The following is a 20,397-nucleotide window of genomic DNA, read 5'->3' as shown; positions in this document are numbered from 1 at the left end:
TTACAGCGGATAAAAACGGAGTTCCCACATGCAACCTCAATTGCCCATCGATGTGAATCCGGACACCGGCGTCTGGACCACCGACGCGCTGCCGATGCTCTACGTGCCGCGTCATTTCTTCACCAACAACCACGTCGCCGTCGAGGAGGCGCTCGGCCGCGACACGTACGCCGAGATTCTCTACAAGGCCGGCTACAAGTCCGCCTATTTCTGGTGCGAGAAGGAAGCGAAACAGCATGGCCTCACCGGCATGGCGGTGTTCGAGCACTACCTGAACCGTCTGTCGCAGCGCGGCTGGGGCCTGTTCAGGATCATCGAGGCCGATCCGGCGAGCTCGCATGCGCGGATCGAACTACGGCACTCGTCGTTCGTGCTCGCGCAACCGGGCAAGACCGGCAAGCTTTGCTACATGTTCGCCGGCTGGTTCGCGGGCGCGATGGACTGGGTCAACGACACCGCGCCCGACGGCGCGCGCAAGGGCCCGCCGTCGCAATCGAAAGAAGCAAGCTGCGCGGCGGAGGGACACGAGTACTGCGTATTCGAAGTGTCGCCGCTGGCGTCAATCTAATCCGAGCATTCCGAGGTCGATCGCGATGCGTTACCCGAACCTTTTCAAGCCGCTCACGTTGAACAAGCTGACGCTGCGCAACCGCATCGTCAGTACCGCGCACGCGGAGGTCTACGCGGAACCGGGTGGCCTGCCCGGCGACCGTTATATCCGCTACTACGAGGAAAAGGCCAAGGGCGGCGTCGGACTCGCCGTGTGCGGCGGGTCGAGCCCGGTGTCGATCGACAGCCCGCAAGGCTGGTGGAAGTCGGTGAATCTCGCCACCGACAGGATCGTCGATCCGCTCGCGCGGCTCGCCGAAGCGATGCACGCGCATGGCGCGAAGATCATGATTCAGGCCACTCACATGGGACGCCGCTCGGCGTTCCACGGCGAGCACTGGCCGCATCTGATGTCGCCGTCGGGAGTGCGCGAACCGGTGCATCGCGGCAACGCGAAGATCATCGAAGTCGAGGAGATTCGCCGCATCATCGGCGACTTCGCGGCGGCCGCCAAGCGCGTGAAGGATGCGGGCATGGACGGCATCGAAATCTCGGCCGCGCACCAGCATCTGATCGATCAGTTCTGGAGCCCGCGCACCAACTTCCGTACCGACGAATGGGGCGGCTCGCTCGAAAACCGCCTGCGTTTCGGCGTCGAAGTGTTGCAGGCGGTGCGCGCGGCGGTGGGCGCCGACTTTTGCGTCGGCCTGCGCATGTGCGGCGACGAATTCCATGAAGACGGGCTCGATCACGAACAGCTGAAGGAAATCGCCCAGGCGATGAGCGAGAGCGGTCTGATCGATTATCTCGGCGTGATCGGTTCCGGCGCGGACACGCATAACACGCTCGCCAACTGCATGCCGCCGATGGCGCTGCCGCCCGAGCCGTTCGTGCATCTGGCGGCCGGCATCAAGCAGGTCGTCAAGGTGCCGGTGATGCACGCGCAAAGCATTCGCGACGCGGGCCAGGCCGAGCGGCTGCTCGCGAGTGGGATGGTCGATCTGGTCGGCATGACGCGCGCGCAGATCGCCGATCCGCATATGGTCATCAAGATCCGCGATGGCCGCGAGGACGAAATCAAGCAGTGCGTCGGCGCGAACTACTGCATCGACCGTCAGTACAACGGGCTCGACGTGCTGTGCGTGCAGAACGCCGCAACCTCGCGCGAAGCGACGATGCCGCACGTGATCGCGAAGTCGCGCGGACCGAAGCGCAAAGTCGTCGTGGTCGGCGCGGGGCCGGCGGGGCTCGAAGCGGCGCGCGTTGCGAAGTCGCGCGGTCACGACGTGGTGCTGTTCGAGAAGAACGATCACGTCGGCGGCCAGATCATGCTGGCGGCGAAAGCGCCGCAGCGCGAGCAGATGGCGGGCATCGTGCGCTGGTTCGACATGGAGACGAAGCGCCTCGGCGTGGACCGCCGCCTCGGTGTCGCCGCCGACGAGCGGACCATCATGGCCGAGAAGCCCGACATCGTCGTGCTCGCCACCGGCGGTTCGGCGTTCACGTCGCAGGTCGCGGCGTGGGGTGTCGACGCGGGGCTCGCGGTCAGTTCGTGGGACGTGCTGGCCGGCAAGGTCGAGCCCGGCAAGAACGTGCTCGTGTACGACGGCGTCAGCGCGCATGCGGGCGCGGGCGTCGCTGATTTCATCGCGAGCCGTGGCGGCAACGTGGAGATCGTCACGCCGGATGTGAAGGTTGCCGACGACGTCGGCGGCACCACGTTCCCGATCTTCTATCGCCGTCTGTACGCACAAGGCGTGATCCATACCCCGAACTACTGGCTCGACAAGGTGTACGAGGAGGACGGCAAGAAGATCGCCGTGATCCGCAACGAGTACATCGAGGAGCAGGAAGAACGCGCGGTCGATCAGGTCGTGATCGAAAACGGCAGTACGCCGAACGATCAGCTTTACTGGAAGCTGAAGACTGAATCGGTCAATCGCGGGCAGGTGGACGTGCACAAGCTGTTCGCGTCCGAACCGCAGCCGTGTCTGGACGAGCAACTCGGCAATGGCCGCTTCCTGCTGTTCCGGGTCGGCGACTGCATCTCGATGCACAACATTCACGGCGCGATCTACGACGCGCTGCGCCTTTGCAAGGATTTCTGACGATGAGCCCCGTGTTTGTCATCACCGTCCTGCTGTGGGTGTCGGTGGCCGGTCTCGCATTCGCGCTGGCACGCCGCGCCGCGTACTGGCGCGGGGGCCGCGCGACCGTCGCGGGCGCCTACGGCTGGGCCAATCTGCTCGCGATCCCGAAACGCTACTTCGTCGACCTGCATCATGTGGTTGCGCGCGATCCGTACATCGCACGCACGCACGTTGCGACGGCGGGCGGAGCGATCCTCGCGATGGCGCTCGTGTTCGTCAACTACGGCTTCGCGATCTACTCGCCGTGGCTCGACAAGCTGATCTTCGTCGCCGCGCTGGCGATGCTGATCGGCACGGTGTTCGTCTGGCGCCGCCGGCATGGCGCGAAGACGGTGCCGGCGCGGCTCTCGCGTGGGCCGTGGGATCAGTTGCCGCTGCTGCTGGGTTCGTTCGCGCTCGGTCTTGCATTGTTCATCGCATTGCCTGCGACGGCGATGTCCGGTGCGCTCGCGGTGATCGTTGCGCTGCTGATCGCGGCGGGCGCGTTCACGATGACGTTCGGCGCGGCGCGCGGCGGTCCGATGAAACATGCGTTGGCCGGGTTGCTGCACCTCGCGTTTCATCCGCGTCAGGAGCGCTTTGCCGATGCCGCCGCGGCGCGTAACGCTCCCGACGCAGTGCCGCCCACGGCATTGAAAATGCCGCTGCTCGACGCGAAGGAATACGGCGTCGGCAAGCCGGTCGAATTCCGCTGGAACCAGTTGTTGAGCTTCGATGCCTGCGTGCAATGCGGCAAATGCGAAGCGGCGTGCCCCGCGTTCGCGGCGGGACAGCCGTTGAACCCGAAGAAGCTGATTCAGGATCTGGTGACGGGCATGGTCGGCGGCACCGACGCGCAATACGCGGGCAGCCCGACGCCGGGCATTCCGATCGGCAAGCATGGGGGCGCGCCGGGCAAGCCGCTCATTTCGACGCTGATCGAAGCGGACACGCTGTGGTCGTGCACAACCTGCCGCGCCTGCGTGCAGGAGTGCCCGATGCTGATCGAGCACGTCGACGCGATCGTGGACATGCGCCGCAATCAGACGCTCGTCGAGGGCAGCGTGCCGGGCAAGGGGCCGGCGACGCTCGCGAATCTGCGCGAGACCGGCAGCAGCAATGGCTACGACATCGGCGCGCGTTACGACTGGGCCGTCGATTTGCAGGTGCAGGTCGCGCAGCCGGGTCGTCATGTGGACGTGCTGCTGATCGCCGGCGAAGGTGCTTTCGATATGCGCTATCAGCGCACGCTGCGCGCGCTCGTCAAGGTGCTGAACCGCGCGGGTGTCGCTTACGCGGTGCTGGGCGGCGTCGAAACCGATACCGGCGACACCGCGCGGCGTCTCGGCGACGAAGCCACGTTCCAGCAACTGGCTCGTACGCTGATCGGCACGCTCGCGCAGTACTCGTTCGCACGCATCGTCACCGCCGATCCGCATGTGCTGCATAGCCTGCGCAACGAGTATCGCGCGCTCGGCGGCTTCTATCAGGTGCAGCACCACACGGCGCTGATCGACGAACTGATCGCGAGCGGCAAGCTGTCGCCGCGCGTGGCCGCCGCCCTGGCGGAACGCAACATCACGTATCACGACCCGTGCTATCTGGGCCGTTACAACGGTGAGACGGAAGCGCCGCGCCGTGTGCTGCAGAGCATCGGCATCAAGGTGGTCGAGATGGAGCGACACGGGATGCGCGGGCGCTGTTGCGGCGGTGGCGGCGGCGCACCGCTGACCGACATCCCCGGCAAACGGCGGATTCCCGACATCCGTATCGATGACGCGCGCGCAAGCGGCGCGGAGATCGTCGCGGTCGGCTGCCCGAATTGCACGGCGATGCTCGAAGGGGTAGTGGGGCCGCGCCCGGAAGTACTCGACGTGGCCGAACTGGTCGCCGCGGCGCTGGAGTAACGCGATGATGAATACGCTCAAACGAATCGATCCGCGCCGGCCGTTCACGGTGACGGCGCAGGGACTCCGGCGCATCACGCTCGGCGCCGTTGGCGTGGCGGATGCCGGCGGCAGTGCGTCGCTAGCTGAAGCGCGTCACGCCGCGCATCACGAACAGCCGAAGCCGCGCCGCACGACGGCCACGCCGCACCATGTGCTGCTGGTTGCGGCGCACGCGGATCGGGGCGCGCTCGATGAACATGCGCGCCAAACGCTTGCGGCCGCCGCGCTGATCGCGGACTTGCAAGCCGAAGTCGTGCTGCTCGTGTTCGGCGAATTCACCGGCGATGCCGCCGCGCTCGGCGCCGACAAGCTGATCGAATTGCCGATGTTCGATCGCCGCACCTACGCGCCGGACGATGAGCTGAATGCGCTGGCGGCCTGCGTCGCAGCCTACGCGCCCGTCCACGTCTTTCTGCCCGACAACGCGACCGGCGACGGCGACCTGGGCCGCCGTTATGCGTCGACGGCCGATGCAAGCGTCGCGACGCACGTCGTCGAGATCGACGCAGCGCACGTGTCCACCTATGTCCGCGCGAATACGGCGCTCGCCAGCCGCGCGCTGCCCGAAGTCGTGCTGCTCGCACCGAATGCGGTCGATCCGAAGCTGCCGTTCGTCGGCGCGGGCGAACGGGTCGCGTGGCGCTTCGAGCGGGAGGCGGATAGCCCGGTCGCGCAACGCGCAATCCGCGATCTCGGCATCGACGAAATCGATGCGGCGCAAGTCGCGCTGGAAGAGGCGGACTTCATCGTATCGGCGGGCAACGGCGTGAGCGACGTACCCGCGTTCGAGCGGCTCGCGACGACCCTCGGCGCGGCGATCGGCGCGAGCCGGGTCGCCGTCGACGACGGCAAGTTCACGCGCGACAAGCAGATCGGCGCGACCGGTAAGACCGTCGAGGCGAGCGTGTATATCGCGTTCGGCATCTCCGGCGCCGTGCAGCATCTGCAGGGCATCAAGGATTGCCGCCATGTGATCGCGGTCAATCTCGACGCGAGCGCACCGATCGCGAAGCGCGCGAATCTGACCGTGATCGCGGACGCGCAGGAAACCATCGCGGCGCTCAACGAAGCCGCGGCCGCGGCGCGCGGCGCGCGCGCCACCTCGGCCGCACTGCTGCAGCCGGGCAAGCTTGCCGAAGGAGTGCTCGCATGAAGATTGCCGTGCTGGTTTCAATCGGACGTCATCCGGTCAGCGGCGTCGCGCGCTACAGCCGCAATGATGCGGCGGCGTTGACGCTGGCGCTGTCGCTCGCGAGAGCGCATGGCGCGACGCTCGACGTGCTGCATGCGGGCGATCCGTCGAACGCTGCATTGAACGAATATCTGGCGCTCGGCGCGCGTTCGGTCGAAGTGCTGGAGATGCCACCCGACGCCGATCCGGCGCCGCAACTCGCCGCGCGTTTGCGTGGCTACCAGCTGGTGCTGACCGGCACGCGCGCCGAAGGCGGCTTCGATAGCGGCATGTTGCCGTATCGCGTCGCGCATGCGCTGGCGGTACCGCTCGTCGGCGCCGCCGTCGATCTGGTTGTGCGCGACGGTTGCGCGCAGGTCCGGCAGTTCATGCCGAAAGGCTTGCGACGGCGCGTCGAAGTGCGGCTGCCCGCGTTGATCGCCGTGCATCCGCTCGCGAACGCCGCGACGTCGTACGCATATGCGCGGCTGCGCGAAGGCAGGATCGAGCGCACCGCCGCGCCGGGCGCCGCCGCGCCGCACGGCACTCCTCCCGAACAGTCCGCATGGGCCATCGGCCCCGCCACCGCGAAGCCAGTGCGACTCGCCGCCGCCGAAAAGCGCTCGGGCCACGCACGCATGCTGTCGGCGACGACGACCGAGAGCCGCGGCGGCAGCGTCGTAATTGAAGGGAGTTCCGTCGAAAAAGCACAAGTGATCCTCGCGTATTTGCGCGAGCATCAACTGGTGGATTACTGAATTCCGGCTCGGGCCAGCATGCGACCAGGAGGGCCTGGCGCGGCGCCAGACGTGACACGCAACGGAGCACACAATGAAAGTTTCCGCAGACGTTCGCGCAATGATCGAACGCCGCAAGCAGAATTACACGCTGGAAGCGCCGTTCTATACGAGCGAGGAAATATTCGCGCTCGATATCGACGCGATTTTCCGCCAGCACTGGATTCAGGTCGCGGTCGAGCCCGACGTGCCCGAACCGGGCGACTACGTGACAGTCGAGATCGGCAACGATTCGATCCTGATCGTGCGCGACGACGATATGCAGGTGCGCGCGTTTCATAACGTCTGCCGCCATCGCGGCGCGCGTTTGTGCAATACCGGCAAGGGCTCGCTTGGCAACATCGTCTGTCCGTATCACAGCTGGACGTATAGCCTGACCGGTGACCTGATGTTCGCCGAACACATGGGCGAACAGTTCGACCGCTGCAAACATCGCCTCAAAGCCGTGCATGTCGAGAATCTCGCCGGGCTGATTTTCATCTGCCTCGCCGAGCAGCCGCCCGCCGATTTTTCCGTGATGCGCGCCGCAATGGAACCGTATCTGTTGCCGCACAATCTGGCCGGCTGCAAGATCGCCGCGTCGATCGACATCATCGAGGAGGGCAACTGGAAGCTGACGATGGAGAACAATCGCGAGTGCTATCACTGCGTCGCGAACCATCCGGAGCTGACCATCTCGCTGTACGAATACGGCTTCGGTTATCAGCGCACACCGGCGAACGAGGAGGGCATGGCCGCGTTCGAGGCGACGGTCGCGCGCCGCACCGCGCAGTGGGAGGCGATGCAGTTGCCATCGGCGGAAATCGAGCGGCTCGCCGATCTGGTCACCGGGTTTCGCACGCAACGTCTGCCGCTCGATCGCGACGGCGAATCGCAGACGCTCGACGCGAAGGTCGCCTCGAAGAAACTGCTCGGCGGTTTCAAGGAGGCCGATCTCGGCGGCCTGTCGTTCTGGACGCAGCCGAATTCGTGGCATCACTTCATGAGCGACCATATCGTCAGTTTCTCGGTGATTCCGCTGTCGGCCGGCAAGACGCTGGTGCGCACTAAATGGCTCGTGCACAAGGACGCGCGCGAAGGCATCGATTACGACGTCGACAATCTGACCGCCGTGTGGCGCGCGACCAACGACCAGGATCGCGCGCTCGTTGAATATTCGCAGCGCGGCGCGACGAGCAGCGCGTATGAGCCGGGTCCGTATTCGCCGTTCACCGAAGGACTCGTCGAAAAGTTCTGCGAATGGTATATCGGCCGTCTCGCGGATTACGACGCGAATCCGCGAGCAGCGCACGACGAGAAAGTCGTGTCGTTCGCGCGCTGAGTGCAACACCGCAATGACGAGCGGGGGGACAACCATGATGCGCGACCAGGCCATGTTTCAACCGGACATCGAGCAGACTTCTGAGAATCCAGCTGGCGCGCCGAGCCGCGTCACCCAGCCGCGCTTCTGGGATGCGCTGCCGGCGCGCTGGAGCAGTGATTCGGACGACACGCTGGAGTGCTGCCAGGTTCGCAGCGAAACGCACGACGTGAAGAGTTTCTTCTTCCGCGCGCCATCCGGCCGGGCGTTCGTGTTCGAGCCGGGGCAGTTCATTACGCTGGAGCTGGAGATCGACGGCGAGCGGGTCAATCGCTGCTATACGATCTCGTCGCCGCCCACGCGGCCCCATACGATTTCGATCACCGTGAAGCGCGTGCCGGGCGGCCCGGTGTCCAACTGGCTGCACGACAATCTGCATGCGGGCATGCAGGTACGCGTGCTGGGGCCTGCCGGTGAGTTCACCTGCGCGCGGCATCCGGCGCGCAAGTTCCTGTTTTTGTCGGCGGGCTCGGGCATCACGCCGCTGATGTCGATGAGCCGCACGCATCATGAACTCGGCGAGGACAGCGATATCGTCTTCGTGCATAGCGCGCGCACGCCGGACGACATCATCTTCGCGCGCGAGCTCGATCTGATCGCCGCGAATCAGGCGCATTTCCGCACAGCCTTCGTTTGTGAGCGCGTGGGCGCGCGCACCAATTGGCCCGGCATCACCGGCTTTCTGACGCTGCCGCTGCTGAAGCTGATTGCACCGGATTTTCTGGAGCGGGAAATTTTCACCTGCGGCCCTGCGCCGTATATGCAAGCGGTGCGCAAACTGCTCGACGAAGGCGGCTTCGACCGCCAGCACTATCACGAGGAAAGCTTCTCGTTCGAGACCGTCAGCGAGGTGGCCGCGCAATTGACCGAAGCGCATGACGCGGACGCGCTGCGCGATGCGCCGGCGGCGCCGGTCGAAACCGGAACACGCTACAAGGTGAGCTTTACGCGCAGTCATCGCGAGATCGAGTGCGGCGCCGGCCAGCATGTGCTCGAAGCGGCGAAGCAGGCGGGCGTGCGGCTGCCGGCGTCGTGCACCCAAGGCATGTGCGGCACCTGCAAGGTGAAGCTCGTGTCGGGCGAAGTGGCGATGAAGCACGCGGGCGGTATCCGTCAGCGCGAGATCGATCAGGGCATGGTGCTGCTGTGCTGTAGCAAGCCGCTGAGCGATCTCGTCGTCGACAAGTAATACGACTGACAACACCACGAGAACACGGCAAATACTGCGCGGATTTGCGTGGAAGTCGCATGCGGACAACTGCATGTCGCAAAACAACGCTACCCGGCAATTCTGGTTGGCGATTCTAAATGCGCGATCTGCAGTTCGATGGCAAACGCGTCAATGGGCAAATGTATCAACGGGAGAACGTCGATGAGACTGATCGGAAAGATAGTGGTGGCAAGCGCGTTGGGGGTGATGCTGGCGGCGGTTAGTGCGGGCGTGTCGGCCGATTCGAAGCCGACCATCAAGATCGGTTACGTGGAGGGCTGGGACGATAGCGTTGCGACGTCGAACGTGGCCGCCGAGGTGATCGAAAAACGCCTCGGTTATCAGGTGCAGCTGGTGCCGGTCGCGGCCGGCGTGATGTGGCAGGGTGTGGCGCGCGGCGATCTCGACGCGACGCTGTCCGCGTGGCTGCCGGTCACGCACGGCGCGTACTGGAACAACTTCAAGGACAAGGTGGTCGACCTCGGGCCGAACTTCAACGACGCGAAGATCGGGCTGATCGTGCCGGACAACGTGGACGTGAAGACCGTCGGCGATCTGCAGGCGAAGAAGGCGGAATTCGGCGCGCGCATCGTCGGCATCGATGCTGGGGCTGGCGTGATGCAGAAAACCAGCGAGGCGATCAAGGCCTATGGGCTCGACTATCAGCTGATGCCGAGTTCCGGCAGCGCGATGACCGCCGAACTGGCGCGCTCGGAGGCGGCCAGCAAGCCGATCATCGTGACCGGCTGGAAGCCGCACTGGATGTTCGCGAAGTACAAGCTGAAATTCCTCGACGATCCGAAGAAGGTGTTCGGTGAAGCGGAGCACGTCGATAGCGTGGTGAATCCGGAGCTCGAGAAAAAAGCACCGACCGTGGTCGCGTTCCTGAAGAAGTTCCAATGGAAGCCGGGCGAAATCGACGCGGTGATGCTGGCCACGCAGAACGGCGAAAAGCCGGCCGCGGCCGCCGACGCCTGGGTCAGCGCGCACTCGGATCGGGTGGATAGCTGGGTGAAGTAAGCCGGCAAGCGTTGGCGCAGCCTGATGAAACGCCGCTTTTCAGCGGCGTTTTCTGTTTACCTCAGCACGACGGTGCGCTCGCCGTTAATGAACACGCGCCGCTCGACGAACGCCTTCACCGCGCGCGCGAGCGTAATGCATTCGACGTCGCGTCCGGTCGTCAGCAGCCGTTCGGGGCTGTACGAGTGATCGACGGGTTCGACTCCCTGCTCGATGATCGGACCTTCGTCGAGATCGTCGGTAACGAAATGCGCGGTGGCGCCGATCACCTTGACGCCGCGCGCATGGGCCTGGTGATACGGTTTCGCCCCCTTGAACCCGGGCAGGAACGAATGATGGATATTGATCGCGCGCCCGGCGAGCGCGCGGCTCGTTTCGGCGGACAGGATCTGCATGTAGCGCGCGAGAATCAGCAGCTCGGCGCCGGACGATTCGAACAGTTCGAGAAGTTGCGCTTCCTGTTGCGGCTTCGTGTCGGCGGTAATCGGCAGATGATGGAACGGCAGGCCGTGCTGACGCGCGAGCGGTTCGAGATCGCGATGATTCGAGCCGATGCCGACGATGTCCATCTTCAGCTCGCCCATGCGCCAGCGAAACAGCAGATCGGCGAGGCAGTGTTCGAGTTTCGACACCATGATCATGACCTTCGGCCGGACCGACAGATCGTGGATCGCCCACGTCATCCGGAAGCGTTCGGCGATCGGCGCGAATTCCTGCTTGAGCGTGGCGAGCTGCAGCGCGTCGTCGCGATCGACGTGGTGAAACACGCAGCGCACGAAAAAGCGCTCGCTGAGTTCGTCGTCGAATACGGTCAGTTCGTCGAAATAGCAACGATGCCGTTCGAGAAAGCCGGCGACGGCGGCAACCTGGCCCGCCGCGCTCGGACACGCGACGGTGAGGACCCCTTGAGCAGGACGGGAAATGGCGGACATGAGCTCTCCACATTGACGATCAGGCGAGGCCGCGGGGCGCGGCGCGCATCGTCGCAGTAGAGCAAATCGGGCGATCGCGGGGATAGAAGCTAACCGCCGTTGCGCTGGAATGGGAACGCCAGGAGGATCTGCCGCACTAGTCCGCAGGGTCCTGCCCGAGCCTTCGCTTCAGCGTATCGATCAGCGCGCGGACTTTCGCCGGCGGGTGACTCGTCGGCGGAAACACGGCCTGGATGCTCGCCGGCGCGGTTGCCCATTCGGGCAGCAGCCGGATCAGCCGTCCCGCCGCGACGTCGTCCGCGATCGAAAAATCCGTCAGCAGACCGATGCCGCCGCCCGCGAGCGTCGCCGCCCGGCAGGCATCGGCCGTGTTGACACGCAGCGCGGACGCGCAGCGCACGCTCGCGGTTTTACCGTCGACGTGCCGCAGATCGAGCGTCAACGGATGCGGCAGCACCGACAACGCGCAATAGGGCAGCGTCTCCAGCGCGGCCGGCGTGTTCGGCACGTCCCACGTGCGCAGGAACTCGGGACTCGCGACGAGCCACTTGACGAAGCTGCCGAGCTTCACCGCGCGATAGTTCGAATCCGCGAGACGACCAAGCCGGATCGCGACGTCGATGCCGTCGGCAATCAGATCGACGTAGCGGTCACTGCTCAGCAGCTCGACGTCGAGCTGCGCGTGCGTGCGGCGCAATTCGACCAGAGCGGGCGTGACGACGAGCGCGCCGTAGTCGTTCGGCGCGCTGACGCGCAGCGTGCCGCGCACCGGCGAGGTTTCTCCGCCGAGCGCGTTCAGCGCGTCCTCGGTGGCGCGCAGAATCTTCACGCTCGCCTCGTAGAAGGTGCGGCCCGCCTCGGTGACGCCGAGCCGCCGCGTGGTGCGCACCAGCAGGCTCGCGCCGACCTCCGCCTCGAGCCGCTGCATGTGCGTGCTGACCATCGTCTTCGCGAGTCCGAGCCGAGTCGCGGCGGCGCTCAGCGAGCCCGCGTCGATGACCGCGACGAAGATCGCGAGGCGGTTCAGGTTCACGTTGCGCACATCGGCCATGATCGATTGTCCATTCTCGCTTGACTGTGTTTCCCGGATTATCGGGCTTCCGCGCGACAGTGCCTACGCCCTATGCTGGGCGTGTCATTCAACCTGTCCGGAGACCTCCATGTCCGCCACCCGACCCGCCCAGCCTATCAAGCTCTATACGACACGGCTGTCAGGCCACGGTCATCGGGTGAAGCTGTTTCTGACGCTGCTCGATCTGCCGTTCGAGTTGATCGAGCTGGACATGAAGGCGGGCGAGAACCGCAAGCCCGAGTACCTCGCGCTGAACCCGTTTGGTCAGGTGCCGACGATTCGGGACGGCGAGCTGACGCTGTTCGATTCGAACGCGATTCTCGTCTATCTGGCGAAGCGCTATGGCGATGCGTCGTGGCTGCCGGACGATCCGCTCGGCGCCGCGGCGGTGCAGCGCTGGCTGTCGCTCGCGGCGGGCCAGATCGCATACGGGCCGTGCGCGGCGCGGCTCGTTACCGTATTCGGCGCACCGCTCGACCACGAGCGTGCAAAGCAGATCGCCGTCAAGCTGTTCGACGTGATCGACGCGGAGCTTGCCGGCAAGCCGTTCGTGGCCGGCGCGCACGCGACGATCGCCGATATCGCCGCGCATACGTATATCGCTCACGCACCCGAGGGCGGTGTGTCATTGCAGCCGTATCCGAACATTCGTGCATGGCTGAGTCGCGTGGAGGCATTGCCGCGTTTCATCGCGATGCCGTCGACGAAGGCGGGTTTGCTGGCGGCGTGATACGCAGTTGGAGCCGCTTCAGTTCTTGCAAGGGAGTCAGATCATGTCCGAATTCGTTCCGCTCAATAACTGGGGAACTGACGTGTCGCCGTTTCATGCCGGCGAGCAGGATGCGCAGCAGCGCGCGGGTGTGCGTGACGTGGCGGAGTCGATGGGGCGTCGGGGCATTCGCCGTTTCATGCCGGAGCAGCATCGCGAGTTCTTTGCCGCGCAGCCGTTCCTCGTGATCGGCGGCGTCGATGCGAGCGGTCAACCGTGGGCGACGCTACGCGCGAGTTCGCCGGGCTTCGTCACGTCACCGGATGCGCGCACGCTGCGCATCGAAGGCGGCGCATTGGCGGGCGACCCGCTCGCCGCGGCGTGGCGCGAAGGCGCGCAGCTCGGTGCGCTGGGCATCGAGCCGCGCACGCGGCGCCGCAATCGGGTGAATGGCGTCGTACGGTCGGTGCAAGGCGACACGTTGCAGTTCGAAGTGATGCAGAGTTTCGGCAATTGCCCGAAGTACATCCAGAGCCGTACGCCGTCTTTCATCGAGCGGGACCCGGCCGCGACGCGCGCGCAGCCCGAGATCGCCGAGCGTCTGGGCAGAGCCGACCGCGAATTGCTCGCGAGCGCGGACACGTTCTTCATCGCCAGTGCGAATCTGAGCGAGGAAGCGGGGGTGGGGAAGGGCGTCGACGTTTCGCATCGCGGCGGCGCACCGGGCTTCGTGCGCGTGGACGACGCAACGACGCTGACCACGCCCGACTACAGCGGCAACCGCTTCTTCAACACGATCGGCAACCTCGTGCACGATCCGCGCGCGGGCCTGCTGGTCATCGACTTCGCAACCGGCGATCTGCTTTTTCTGGCGGTGCGAGCGGAGGTCATCTGGGACGGCGACGAACTCGCTGCATTTGCGGGTGCGCAGCGGCTCGTGCGGTTCCATGTGGACGAAGTGCGCCGCAGCCGCGGCGCGTTGCCGTTCCAATGGTCGCAGGTCGAACTCGCGCCGCAGTTTCTGCCAAAGGTCCGGGAAAGCGCCTGAGCCGATGCGCACGCGCGTGGGTTAGCTGGGTGCGGCCGCCGTCAGTGTGCATTTCGGCCGAGCCGGTAAGACACGCCAAGTCTGGTGGCCAGTTGCCATACATAGACGCGCGAGTAAGAAATGCCGAACTGACGGCTTATCAACTCGCGCATGCGCGCATTGCTCCAGCCATCGGAGTCGAAGCCATAGTCCCGCGGCGAGGCCCTCAGCGCGTCGGCCAACCAGTCCAGATCCGCCACCGCGAGCGCGGAATGGCGGCCGCCGACGCTCATGTTTCTGAGCGCGTCGAGCCCACCTTGCTCTAATAGCTTGCGATATCGTTCGACGGTGGTCTTTGCCATTCCCATCTGTTTCGCGACCTCGGCCGCGGCGATGCCGTCGAGCAGTTTCTTGCCCGCCGTGAGACGCCGTGCGACCGTCGGTAAATCGTCATTCGGTCGATGCATTGGAGAACTCCGCCGTTGGGTCGCTGACCGGACTGCAATCGGTTGCTGGTGCATACAGAGAAGAGGGCACGCCACTTACAGATAATCGAAAAGTCGCCCGCTGTGTCTAAAAGAACAAAAAATCAATCGCGTCTTTCCTCTGATAGAAAACGACGTAATCGTCGGCTAAGACGTTCGCACTGTGTTGTCTTTCTTCCCGTAAAGATCTTCCTTGCGATTGAATTTCACGTTTGCTAACCTGATTGAAATGATTTAATCAAAAGATCAATCCGGGCTGCTTCGCGCCGCTAGCGCCAATCCCTCCAAGCCGCATAGAGCTTGACGTTTGGCGCTTGTCAGTGCGCGCAGCATGCCGGAAGACTGAAGCGTTTGAATGCGTGGATTTCTGGTTTGCGAATGCAATTTGAATGCATTTTTCGATGCAGGGTGGTGTTCGCTGGAAATCTGCGAAAATGGGTTCTGAAGATTGAAAACCGTTTTGCGGCGCTTTTCCAGGCGGATTATAGGGAAACGGGACATTCGCGCAGAGTGTCGCTGTGAATCCCGACTCCAGTAACCATCTGCTTAATTTGACCGCGTCGCTCAATATCCGGAAATACTTTTTCGCCGGGCACCTTATTACTCAATACGCATAAAACGATCGAGGGTGGCAGCGCTTTCATCGGTGCCATTGGGCATCTGCCAGCAGGCGGTAAGGAGGATGACATGAACACGGATAGGACCCGCGATATCGCCGCGATGCTATTGCGTGCCGCCAGGCGCAAGAGACTCGTGTCTTATCAGGAACTGCACGCGCTTTTCGGTCGCGACGAACCGTTGCAAAGCCGTTATCGCGCGTTGGCGGACGCGGCGCGCTCGCTGAGCGATTGCGCGTCGCTCGACTACGGCTGCCTGATGAGCCTCGACAACGGCCTGCCGGGTGATGACTTCTTTAATCGTTTCAGGCACGACAGGCCGCATGAATACGAAAAGGTGATGGGTTTCGGATCGGCGGGACGCTCGACGATCAAGAAACGACTGATTGCGGATGCCGAGCGTCTGCGGGTGTTTGAACATGCATCGCAGACGGAGGCAAACGGGAACGCGGCGAACGCGTTGTGTCCGTACGCCGCGTCGAAATGCACGTAGCGCATGCGCAGTCTCCGAACGCGACGAGACGCTCGCGGGTCGAGAGAATATGCGAAACGTCTCTGAGCCACGATGCAATAGACAACGATTAAAAATCCGCTTGAGCGGCGACAGCGGTATTCGCGTTAGCTTGAAAGCTATTCTCGTGGTGGACCAAGAAGGATTTAACGATTGTCTAATTGCGGTATATGGCGCGCATGGGAGGATGGTAAGTCGTGAAGGGAATCTCCCGGTCCGCGTCCAGCATCCGGGTGTCGATTGCGGTATGAAGGAGACGCGCGCTTTGGATGCCTCGCCATCGTGAGTGAGCATCGTCGGTGTCCGAGTGGTGGCGGTCTCCGACGGATACGGTATTTGACATAAGATAAATTATCAACAGATTCAGTTGTAACGGCTAAGTTGTAATGTCCGCTTTTAGCCAAGTTCAAATGTCCGCTTTTTGAGTCGATCGTAAGCTGATCAACCGCTGGGATTCCAGTGTTTGGGAGCTTTGGATGTCGGCAACAGAACGGATAACGATGACGATGCGTGAGCTGGACAGACTCAAGGTCATTCAGGATGTGGTGGACGGCAGGCTCAAACCGTTGCGTGCGGCGCAGAGACTTGGTTTGACGACGCGGCAGATTCGTCGGCTGGTTGGCCGATTGCGTGAACACGGGCCCCAAGGTCTCGTGTCGCGGCGACGCGCGAAGCCCAGCAACAACCGGCTGGATCGCGTAACTGCAGAGCGGGCGCTGTCGATTGTCCGTGAGCGCTATGCCGATTTCGGGCCCACACTGGCGTGCGAGAAGCTGTGGGAATGCCACGGCATCCGCCTGGCGAAGGAAACGGTCCGGCAATTGATGATGGATGCCCAGCTGTGGGTGCCGCGCCGTCAACGTCCGCCGAAGATCTATCAGCCACGTGCTCGTCGCGCCTGTCTGGGCGAACTGATCCAGATCGATGGTTGCGATCATCGCTGGTTCGAGGACCGCGCACCGGCCTGCACGTTGCTGGTGTACGTGGACGATGCGACGAGCCGGCTGATGGAACTGCACTTCACCCAGACGGAATCGACCTTCAGCTACTTTGAGGCCACTCGCGCGTACATCGAGCGCTATGGCAAGCCTGGTGCGTTCTACAGCGACAAGGCCAGCGTATTCCGCAGCACCAGTGCCGAGCGGACCGAGCGCAGCGTGACGCCGTTCGGGCGCGCGATGTACGAGTTGAACATCGACACGTTCTGCGCGAATTCGAGCCAGGCCAAGGGGCGTGTGGAGCGCGCCCATCTGACGCTGCAGGACCGCCTGGTAAAGGAACTGCGGTTGCGCGGCATCAGTACGCTGGACGAAGCCAACGCATGGGTGCCCTCCTTCATGGCGGCCTACAACGCGCGCTTTGCCAGGTCGCCGAAGAGCGATTTCGACGCACACCGGCCACTGCGAGCCGAAGAGAGCCTTGATCTGGTCCTCACCTGGCGCGAGCCGCGAAAGGTCAAGAAGTCGCTGACGGTGCAGTACGACCGGGTGATGTACCTGCTGGACGATACGCCGGAGAACCGCAAGCTGATTGATCGATATATCGAGGTCTGGGAGTATCCGGACGGGCGCATCGAGCTGCGGGCGGATGGCCGGGTAGTGCCGTACCGCGAGTACGACCGGCTGACCGAGGTTGACCAGGGCGCCGTCGTCGAACACAAACGGTTGAGTCACATACTTCAGGTCTCACAGGTCATTCAGGCTCAACGCGATCACAGCCGGATCGGCAAGGCGCCCTCGCGCACGCACCGCGGTGACTCGACCAGGACCAACCGGAATACGCCACAGCCAGGCAAGAAGAAGCAGCGCGAGGTTACGCAGACCGACGTCGAGCACGTGGTGATGGAACTCGCGCAACTCAGAACGTCGCCAACGCAACCCGGCAAACCTGGCCGGAGGTCTGCAAGGGACAGTGGAACAGGCGTAAGCGCCCTGCCAATTCAAACGCCATCCATCGACACTGCGTGAGCTGAAACCCTAAGAAACAGATTTCCAACCCCTAAAAGCGGACATTTGAACTTGGCCAGTAAGCGGACATTTCAGAATGGCTTTGACATCAGTGTAGGTCCCAAATAGAAATGTCGTGTTCTGGCTATTTACAGATGTCGGGTTTCTGAACACCGGCGCGCATCGTCGCAGTCGCAGCCATTTCCAAATTCTCGTAATGTGATTTAGAAAAGCGGTCAGAGAAATCCGACTTCAGATTTAATCATCGGAATCAATCACCCGAAGGCTTTATGTACGCTGCCGCACATCGTGCGCGGCTAGTAGGGAATATTTTTCATTTCGGTTGTAGAGCAAAAAACGAATGGAAATCTGGGCTATGGACACCCTGACAGACGTGCGTGGGCACACTGAGACTAACCGGATTCGAATCGACCAAAGCGTCGCCTTGAAATCTTTTGATGACGTGATTCCCCAGGAAACGATCGCCGAAATCAACCAGTTCATCGACCATCTGTTTGACACCACCGCACCGCGCTCGCAATCGGGCGCGAAAATCGCTGAGATACTACGTCGCGCTCAGGCCTTTCGCGAACTCGAGCAATCGATCTGCGCGAATGCGCGCGCGATGGCCGCCAAAATCGGGCAAACAAACTTACCGACCGAGCCGTTCCACGTACTGCGCTGCGCGAGCAAGACTTCGCTGACGGAAAGCCACTGCCGCCATTACGACTCGCACCTGCTGACGCTGCTGGTTCCGCTTCAGCTCGCGCCCGACGGCGTTCACAACGGCGATCTCGTGATGTATTGCAAGCCGCGCCTGTCGGTCACGACGCTGACCAACCTGATCTGCAAGATGCGTCATGGCTTCCTGCATAGCCTGCCGCTCAGTTGGCGCAGCTGGCATACGCTCCATGACCTGCGTGTCGGCAACTGCAAGCGCATTCCGGTCAAACCCGGCAGCGTCTACGAATTCAATGGCTTCGCGCTTCAGCATGCGAACCTCGACGTACAGAACGGGCAGCGGCGCACGCTCCTGATTCACTACTACGACCCCGGTCACACGCTCGGCCTGAGCGGCGTGCTGCGGCGCGGGCGGATCGGCTGAGATTGCACATCGGCCCGCAGCACGCCCGCTGCTGCGCGCGCCAGCCATGCCACTGCCCTGTCGCCCCGACGAAGCAAGCCGATTTCACTTTGCTTTTAATCCGGCATAGACTGAATTCAGACTTTTTCCGTTAGACCGCTTTCTTCGCACTTGCCGTGACCGTTGCCGTGCGCGGCGACGGATGTTTTTGTCGTGCTCCGCGAGCCGATGACCAGTCTGACCGGTTCGTGCCTAATCAACACTGAAAAAGGGACGACTCATCATGGCCGATACCGGTTACATGGCACGCAAAACCATCGCTGAGATCGTCGCCAGCGCCGACGTCGAAGAAGGCCGCCATCTGTCGAAAACGCTGGGCGCGACGAGTATCACCGCGATGGGCATCGGTGCGATCATCGGCGCCGGCATCTTCGTGCTGACGGGGACCGCCGCCGCGCAGTTCGCGGGCCCGGCCATCACGCTGTCGTTCATCCTGGGCGGCATCGCGTGCGCGTTTGTCGGCCTGTGCTATTCGGAGCTCGCGGCGATGCTGCCCGTGTGCGGCAGCAGCTACACGTACACGTATGCAACGCTCGGCGAAATCTTCGCGTGGATCATCGGCTGGGACCTGATCCTCGAGTACGCGATGGGCGCCGCGACCGTCGCGGTCGGCTGGTCCGGCTATATCGTGAGCCTGTTGCGCAATGTCGGTATCGACATTCCACCTACCCTCGCCGCCGCCCCCGGCACCGTCGTCAAACTGGCCGACGGCTCGACGGTCACCGGCGTGATCAACCTGCCGGCGGTGGTGATCATCGCGATCCTGACCACGTTGCTCGTGTTGGGGACCAGGGAATCGGCGCGCCTGAACAACGTGATGGTCGCGGTCAAGCTGACCGTGGTGGTCGCATTTATCGCGATCGGCCTGTTTTTCATCAAGCCGGAACACTGGCATCCGTTCATTCCTGCCAATACCGGGCAGTTCGGCAGTTTCGGCATGAGCGGCATCCTGCGCGGCTCGGCCGTGGTGTTCTTCGCGTTCATCGGCTTCGATGCTGTGTCCACCGCCGCGCAGGAGGCGCGACAGCCGCAGCGCGACATGCCGATCGGCATTCTCGGCTCGCTGATCATCTGCACGGTGCTGTACATCCTCGTCGCCGCCGTGCTGACCGGCCTCGTTCCCTACACCGAGCTGAACGTTCCCGATCCGATCGCCAAGGGCGTCGACACGATCGGGCTCACGTGGTTCGCGATCCTGATCAAAATCGGCGCGTTGACGGGGCTGACCACCGTGATACTCGTGCTGCTCTATGGACAAAGCCGCATCTTCTTCACGATGTCGCAAGACGGTCTGTTGCCGCACTTTTTCGCGAAGGTGCATCTGCGTCTGCATACACCTTATCTGAGCCAGATCCTGATCGGCACGGTCGTCGCGATCGTCTCTGCGCTGACGCCGATCGGCGTGCTCGGCGAGATGGTCAGCATCGGCACGCTGTTCGCGTTCGTGCTCGTGTGCGGCGCGGTGATCTATCTGCGGCGCAGCGACTCGGAGGCGGCGCGTCCATTCCGGGCGCCCGGCGTACCGGTCGTGCCGGTGCTCGGCATCCTGTTCTGCGTGCTGCTGATGGTCGGCCTGCCGCTCGTCACGTGGCTGCGGCTCGTCGTGTGGCTCGTGATCGGCATGACGATTTATCTGTCATACGGCCGCAATCATTCGGTGTTGCGCCATCCGGAGCGCAAGCGTGCGTGACTGTTATTGGGTGACAATTGCATGCCTTTAAATAGCGGCGATTGCTGGATGGTAATTGACACGTAATTGACGATTGCCA

The 20,397-nt window shown here is 63.3% G+C and carries 17 protein-coding genes; 14 read left to right on the top strand and 3 right to left on the bottom strand.

The annotated features are described in order from the left end of the window. Positions 1–28: 28 nt before the first annotated feature. The 8 genes from QFZ91_RS31600 to QFZ91_RS31565 all read left to right on the top strand — a co-directional run bounded on the left by QFZ91_RS31600 (position 29) and on the right by QFZ91_RS31565 (position 10,185). Positions 29–568 carry a DUF5943 domain-containing protein gene (locus QFZ91_RS31600; protein ID WP_184228574.1) on the top strand — a complete coding sequence of 180 codons (540 nt, stop codon included), beginning with the start codon at positions 29–31 and terminating at the stop codon, positions 566–568. A gap of 25 nt (positions 569–593) precedes the next feature. Continuing rightward, positions 594–2,657 carry an FAD-dependent oxidoreductase gene (locus QFZ91_RS31595; protein ID WP_429569588.1) on the top strand — a complete coding sequence of 688 codons (2,064 nt, stop codon included), beginning with the start codon at positions 594–596 and terminating at the stop codon, positions 2,655–2,657. 2 nt (positions 2,658–2,659) lie between these two features. Continuing rightward, on the top strand, positions 2,660–4,585 hold the full coding sequence (locus QFZ91_RS31590; protein ID WP_429569587.1) for a (Fe-S)-binding protein: 1,926 nt from the start codon (positions 2,660–2,662) through the stop codon (positions 4,583–4,585). A 7-nt stretch (positions 4,586–4,592) separates the two neighbouring features. Beyond that, positions 4,593–5,780 carry an electron transfer flavoprotein subunit alpha/FixB family protein gene (locus QFZ91_RS31585; protein WP_429570922.1) on the top strand — a complete coding sequence of 396 codons (1,188 nt, stop codon included), beginning with the start codon at positions 4,593–4,595 and terminating at the stop codon, positions 5,778–5,780. Then, complete coding sequence (locus QFZ91_RS31580) at positions 5,777–6,556, top strand: electron transfer flavoprotein subunit beta/FixA family protein (protein WP_429569586.1); 780 nt, start codon at positions 5,777–5,779, stop codon at positions 6,554–6,556. Before QFZ91_RS31585 ends, QFZ91_RS31580 begins: the two co-directional genes overlap by 4 nt. 73 nt (positions 6,557–6,629) lie before the next feature. Further along, on the top strand, positions 6,630–7,916 hold the full coding sequence (locus QFZ91_RS31575; RefSeq protein WP_429569585.1) for an aromatic ring-hydroxylating oxygenase subunit alpha: 1,287 nt from the start codon (positions 6,630–6,632) through the stop codon (positions 7,914–7,916). Positions 7,917–7,950: 34 nt separating this feature from the next. After that, positions 7,951–9,144, top strand: a complete 1,194-nt coding sequence (locus tag QFZ91_RS31570; RefSeq protein ID WP_429569584.1) for a 2Fe-2S iron-sulfur cluster-binding protein — start codon at positions 7,951–7,953, stop codon at positions 9,142–9,144. A 183-nt stretch (positions 9,145–9,327) separates the two neighbouring features. Next, positions 9,328–10,185: a glycine betaine ABC transporter substrate-binding protein gene (locus QFZ91_RS31565; RefSeq protein WP_429569583.1), complete on the top strand. Its 858-nt coding sequence runs from the start codon at positions 9,328–9,330 to the stop codon at positions 10,183–10,185. 56 nt (positions 10,186–10,241) lie between these two features. On the opposite strand, the gene purU is transcribed toward QFZ91_RS31565, so the two are convergent. Continuing rightward, entirely contained in the window at positions 10,242–11,117 is an 876-nt protein-coding gene (gene purU / locus QFZ91_RS31560; protein WP_429569582.1) for a formyltetrahydrofolate deformylase, read from the bottom strand. A gap of 136 nt (positions 11,118–11,253) precedes the next feature. After that, positions 11,254–12,168 carry a LysR family transcriptional regulator gene (locus QFZ91_RS31555; protein WP_429569581.1) on the bottom strand — a complete coding sequence of 305 codons (915 nt, stop codon included), beginning with the start codon at positions 12,166–12,168 and terminating at the stop codon, positions 11,254–11,256. A 109-nt stretch (positions 12,169–12,277) separates the two neighbouring features. On the opposite strand from QFZ91_RS31555, the gene QFZ91_RS31550 reads away from it, so the two are divergent. Continuing rightward, positions 12,278–12,919, top strand: coding sequence for a glutathione S-transferase family protein (locus QFZ91_RS31550; protein WP_429569580.1), 642 nt, complete (start codon positions 12,278–12,280; stop codon positions 12,917–12,919). Positions 12,920–12,962: 43 nt separating this feature from the next. Continuing rightward, entirely contained in the window at positions 12,963–13,946 is a 984-nt protein-coding gene (locus tag QFZ91_RS31545; protein WP_429569579.1) for a pyridoxamine 5'-phosphate oxidase family protein, read from the top strand. Positions 13,947–13,987: 41 nt separating this feature from the next. Here QFZ91_RS31545 and QFZ91_RS31540 read toward each other — a convergent pair whose 3' ends face one another. Further along, complete coding sequence (locus tag QFZ91_RS31540; RefSeq protein WP_176381456.1) at positions 13,988–14,392, bottom strand: helix-turn-helix domain-containing protein; 405 nt, start codon at positions 14,390–14,392, stop codon at positions 13,988–13,990. Positions 14,393–15,097: 705 nt separating this feature from the next. On the opposite strand from QFZ91_RS31540, the gene QFZ91_RS31535 reads away from it, so the two are divergent. The 4 genes from QFZ91_RS31535 to QFZ91_RS31520 all read left to right on the top strand — a co-directional run bounded on the left by QFZ91_RS31535 (position 15,098) and on the right by QFZ91_RS31520 (position 20,318). Further along, entirely contained in the window at positions 15,098–15,520 is a 423-nt protein-coding gene (locus QFZ91_RS31535; RefSeq protein WP_176125351.1) for a hypothetical protein, read from the top strand. Positions 15,521–16,014: 494 nt separating this feature from the next. Then, positions 16,015–17,505, top strand: coding sequence for an ISNCY family transposase (locus QFZ91_RS31530; protein WP_429568831.1), 1,491 nt, complete (start codon positions 16,015–16,017; stop codon positions 17,503–17,505). Between the two features lie 424 nt (positions 17,506–17,929). Then, on the top strand, positions 17,930–18,589 hold the full coding sequence (locus QFZ91_RS31525) for a hypothetical protein (protein ID WP_429569578.1): 660 nt from the start codon (positions 17,930–17,932) through the stop codon (positions 18,587–18,589). Between the two features lie 262 nt (positions 18,590–18,851). Then, entirely contained in the window at positions 18,852–20,318 is a 1,467-nt protein-coding gene (locus QFZ91_RS31520) for an amino acid permease (protein WP_429569577.1), read from the top strand. Positions 20,319–20,397: the final 79 nt, after the last annotated feature.

This window comes from Paraburkholderia sp. JPY419 (assembly GCF_050435705.1).
GTDB classification, from domain to species: domain Bacteria; phylum Pseudomonadota; class Gammaproteobacteria; order Burkholderiales; family Burkholderiaceae; genus Paraburkholderia; species Paraburkholderia youngii.
This window is presented reverse-complemented; position numbering and strand designations above follow the sequence as displayed.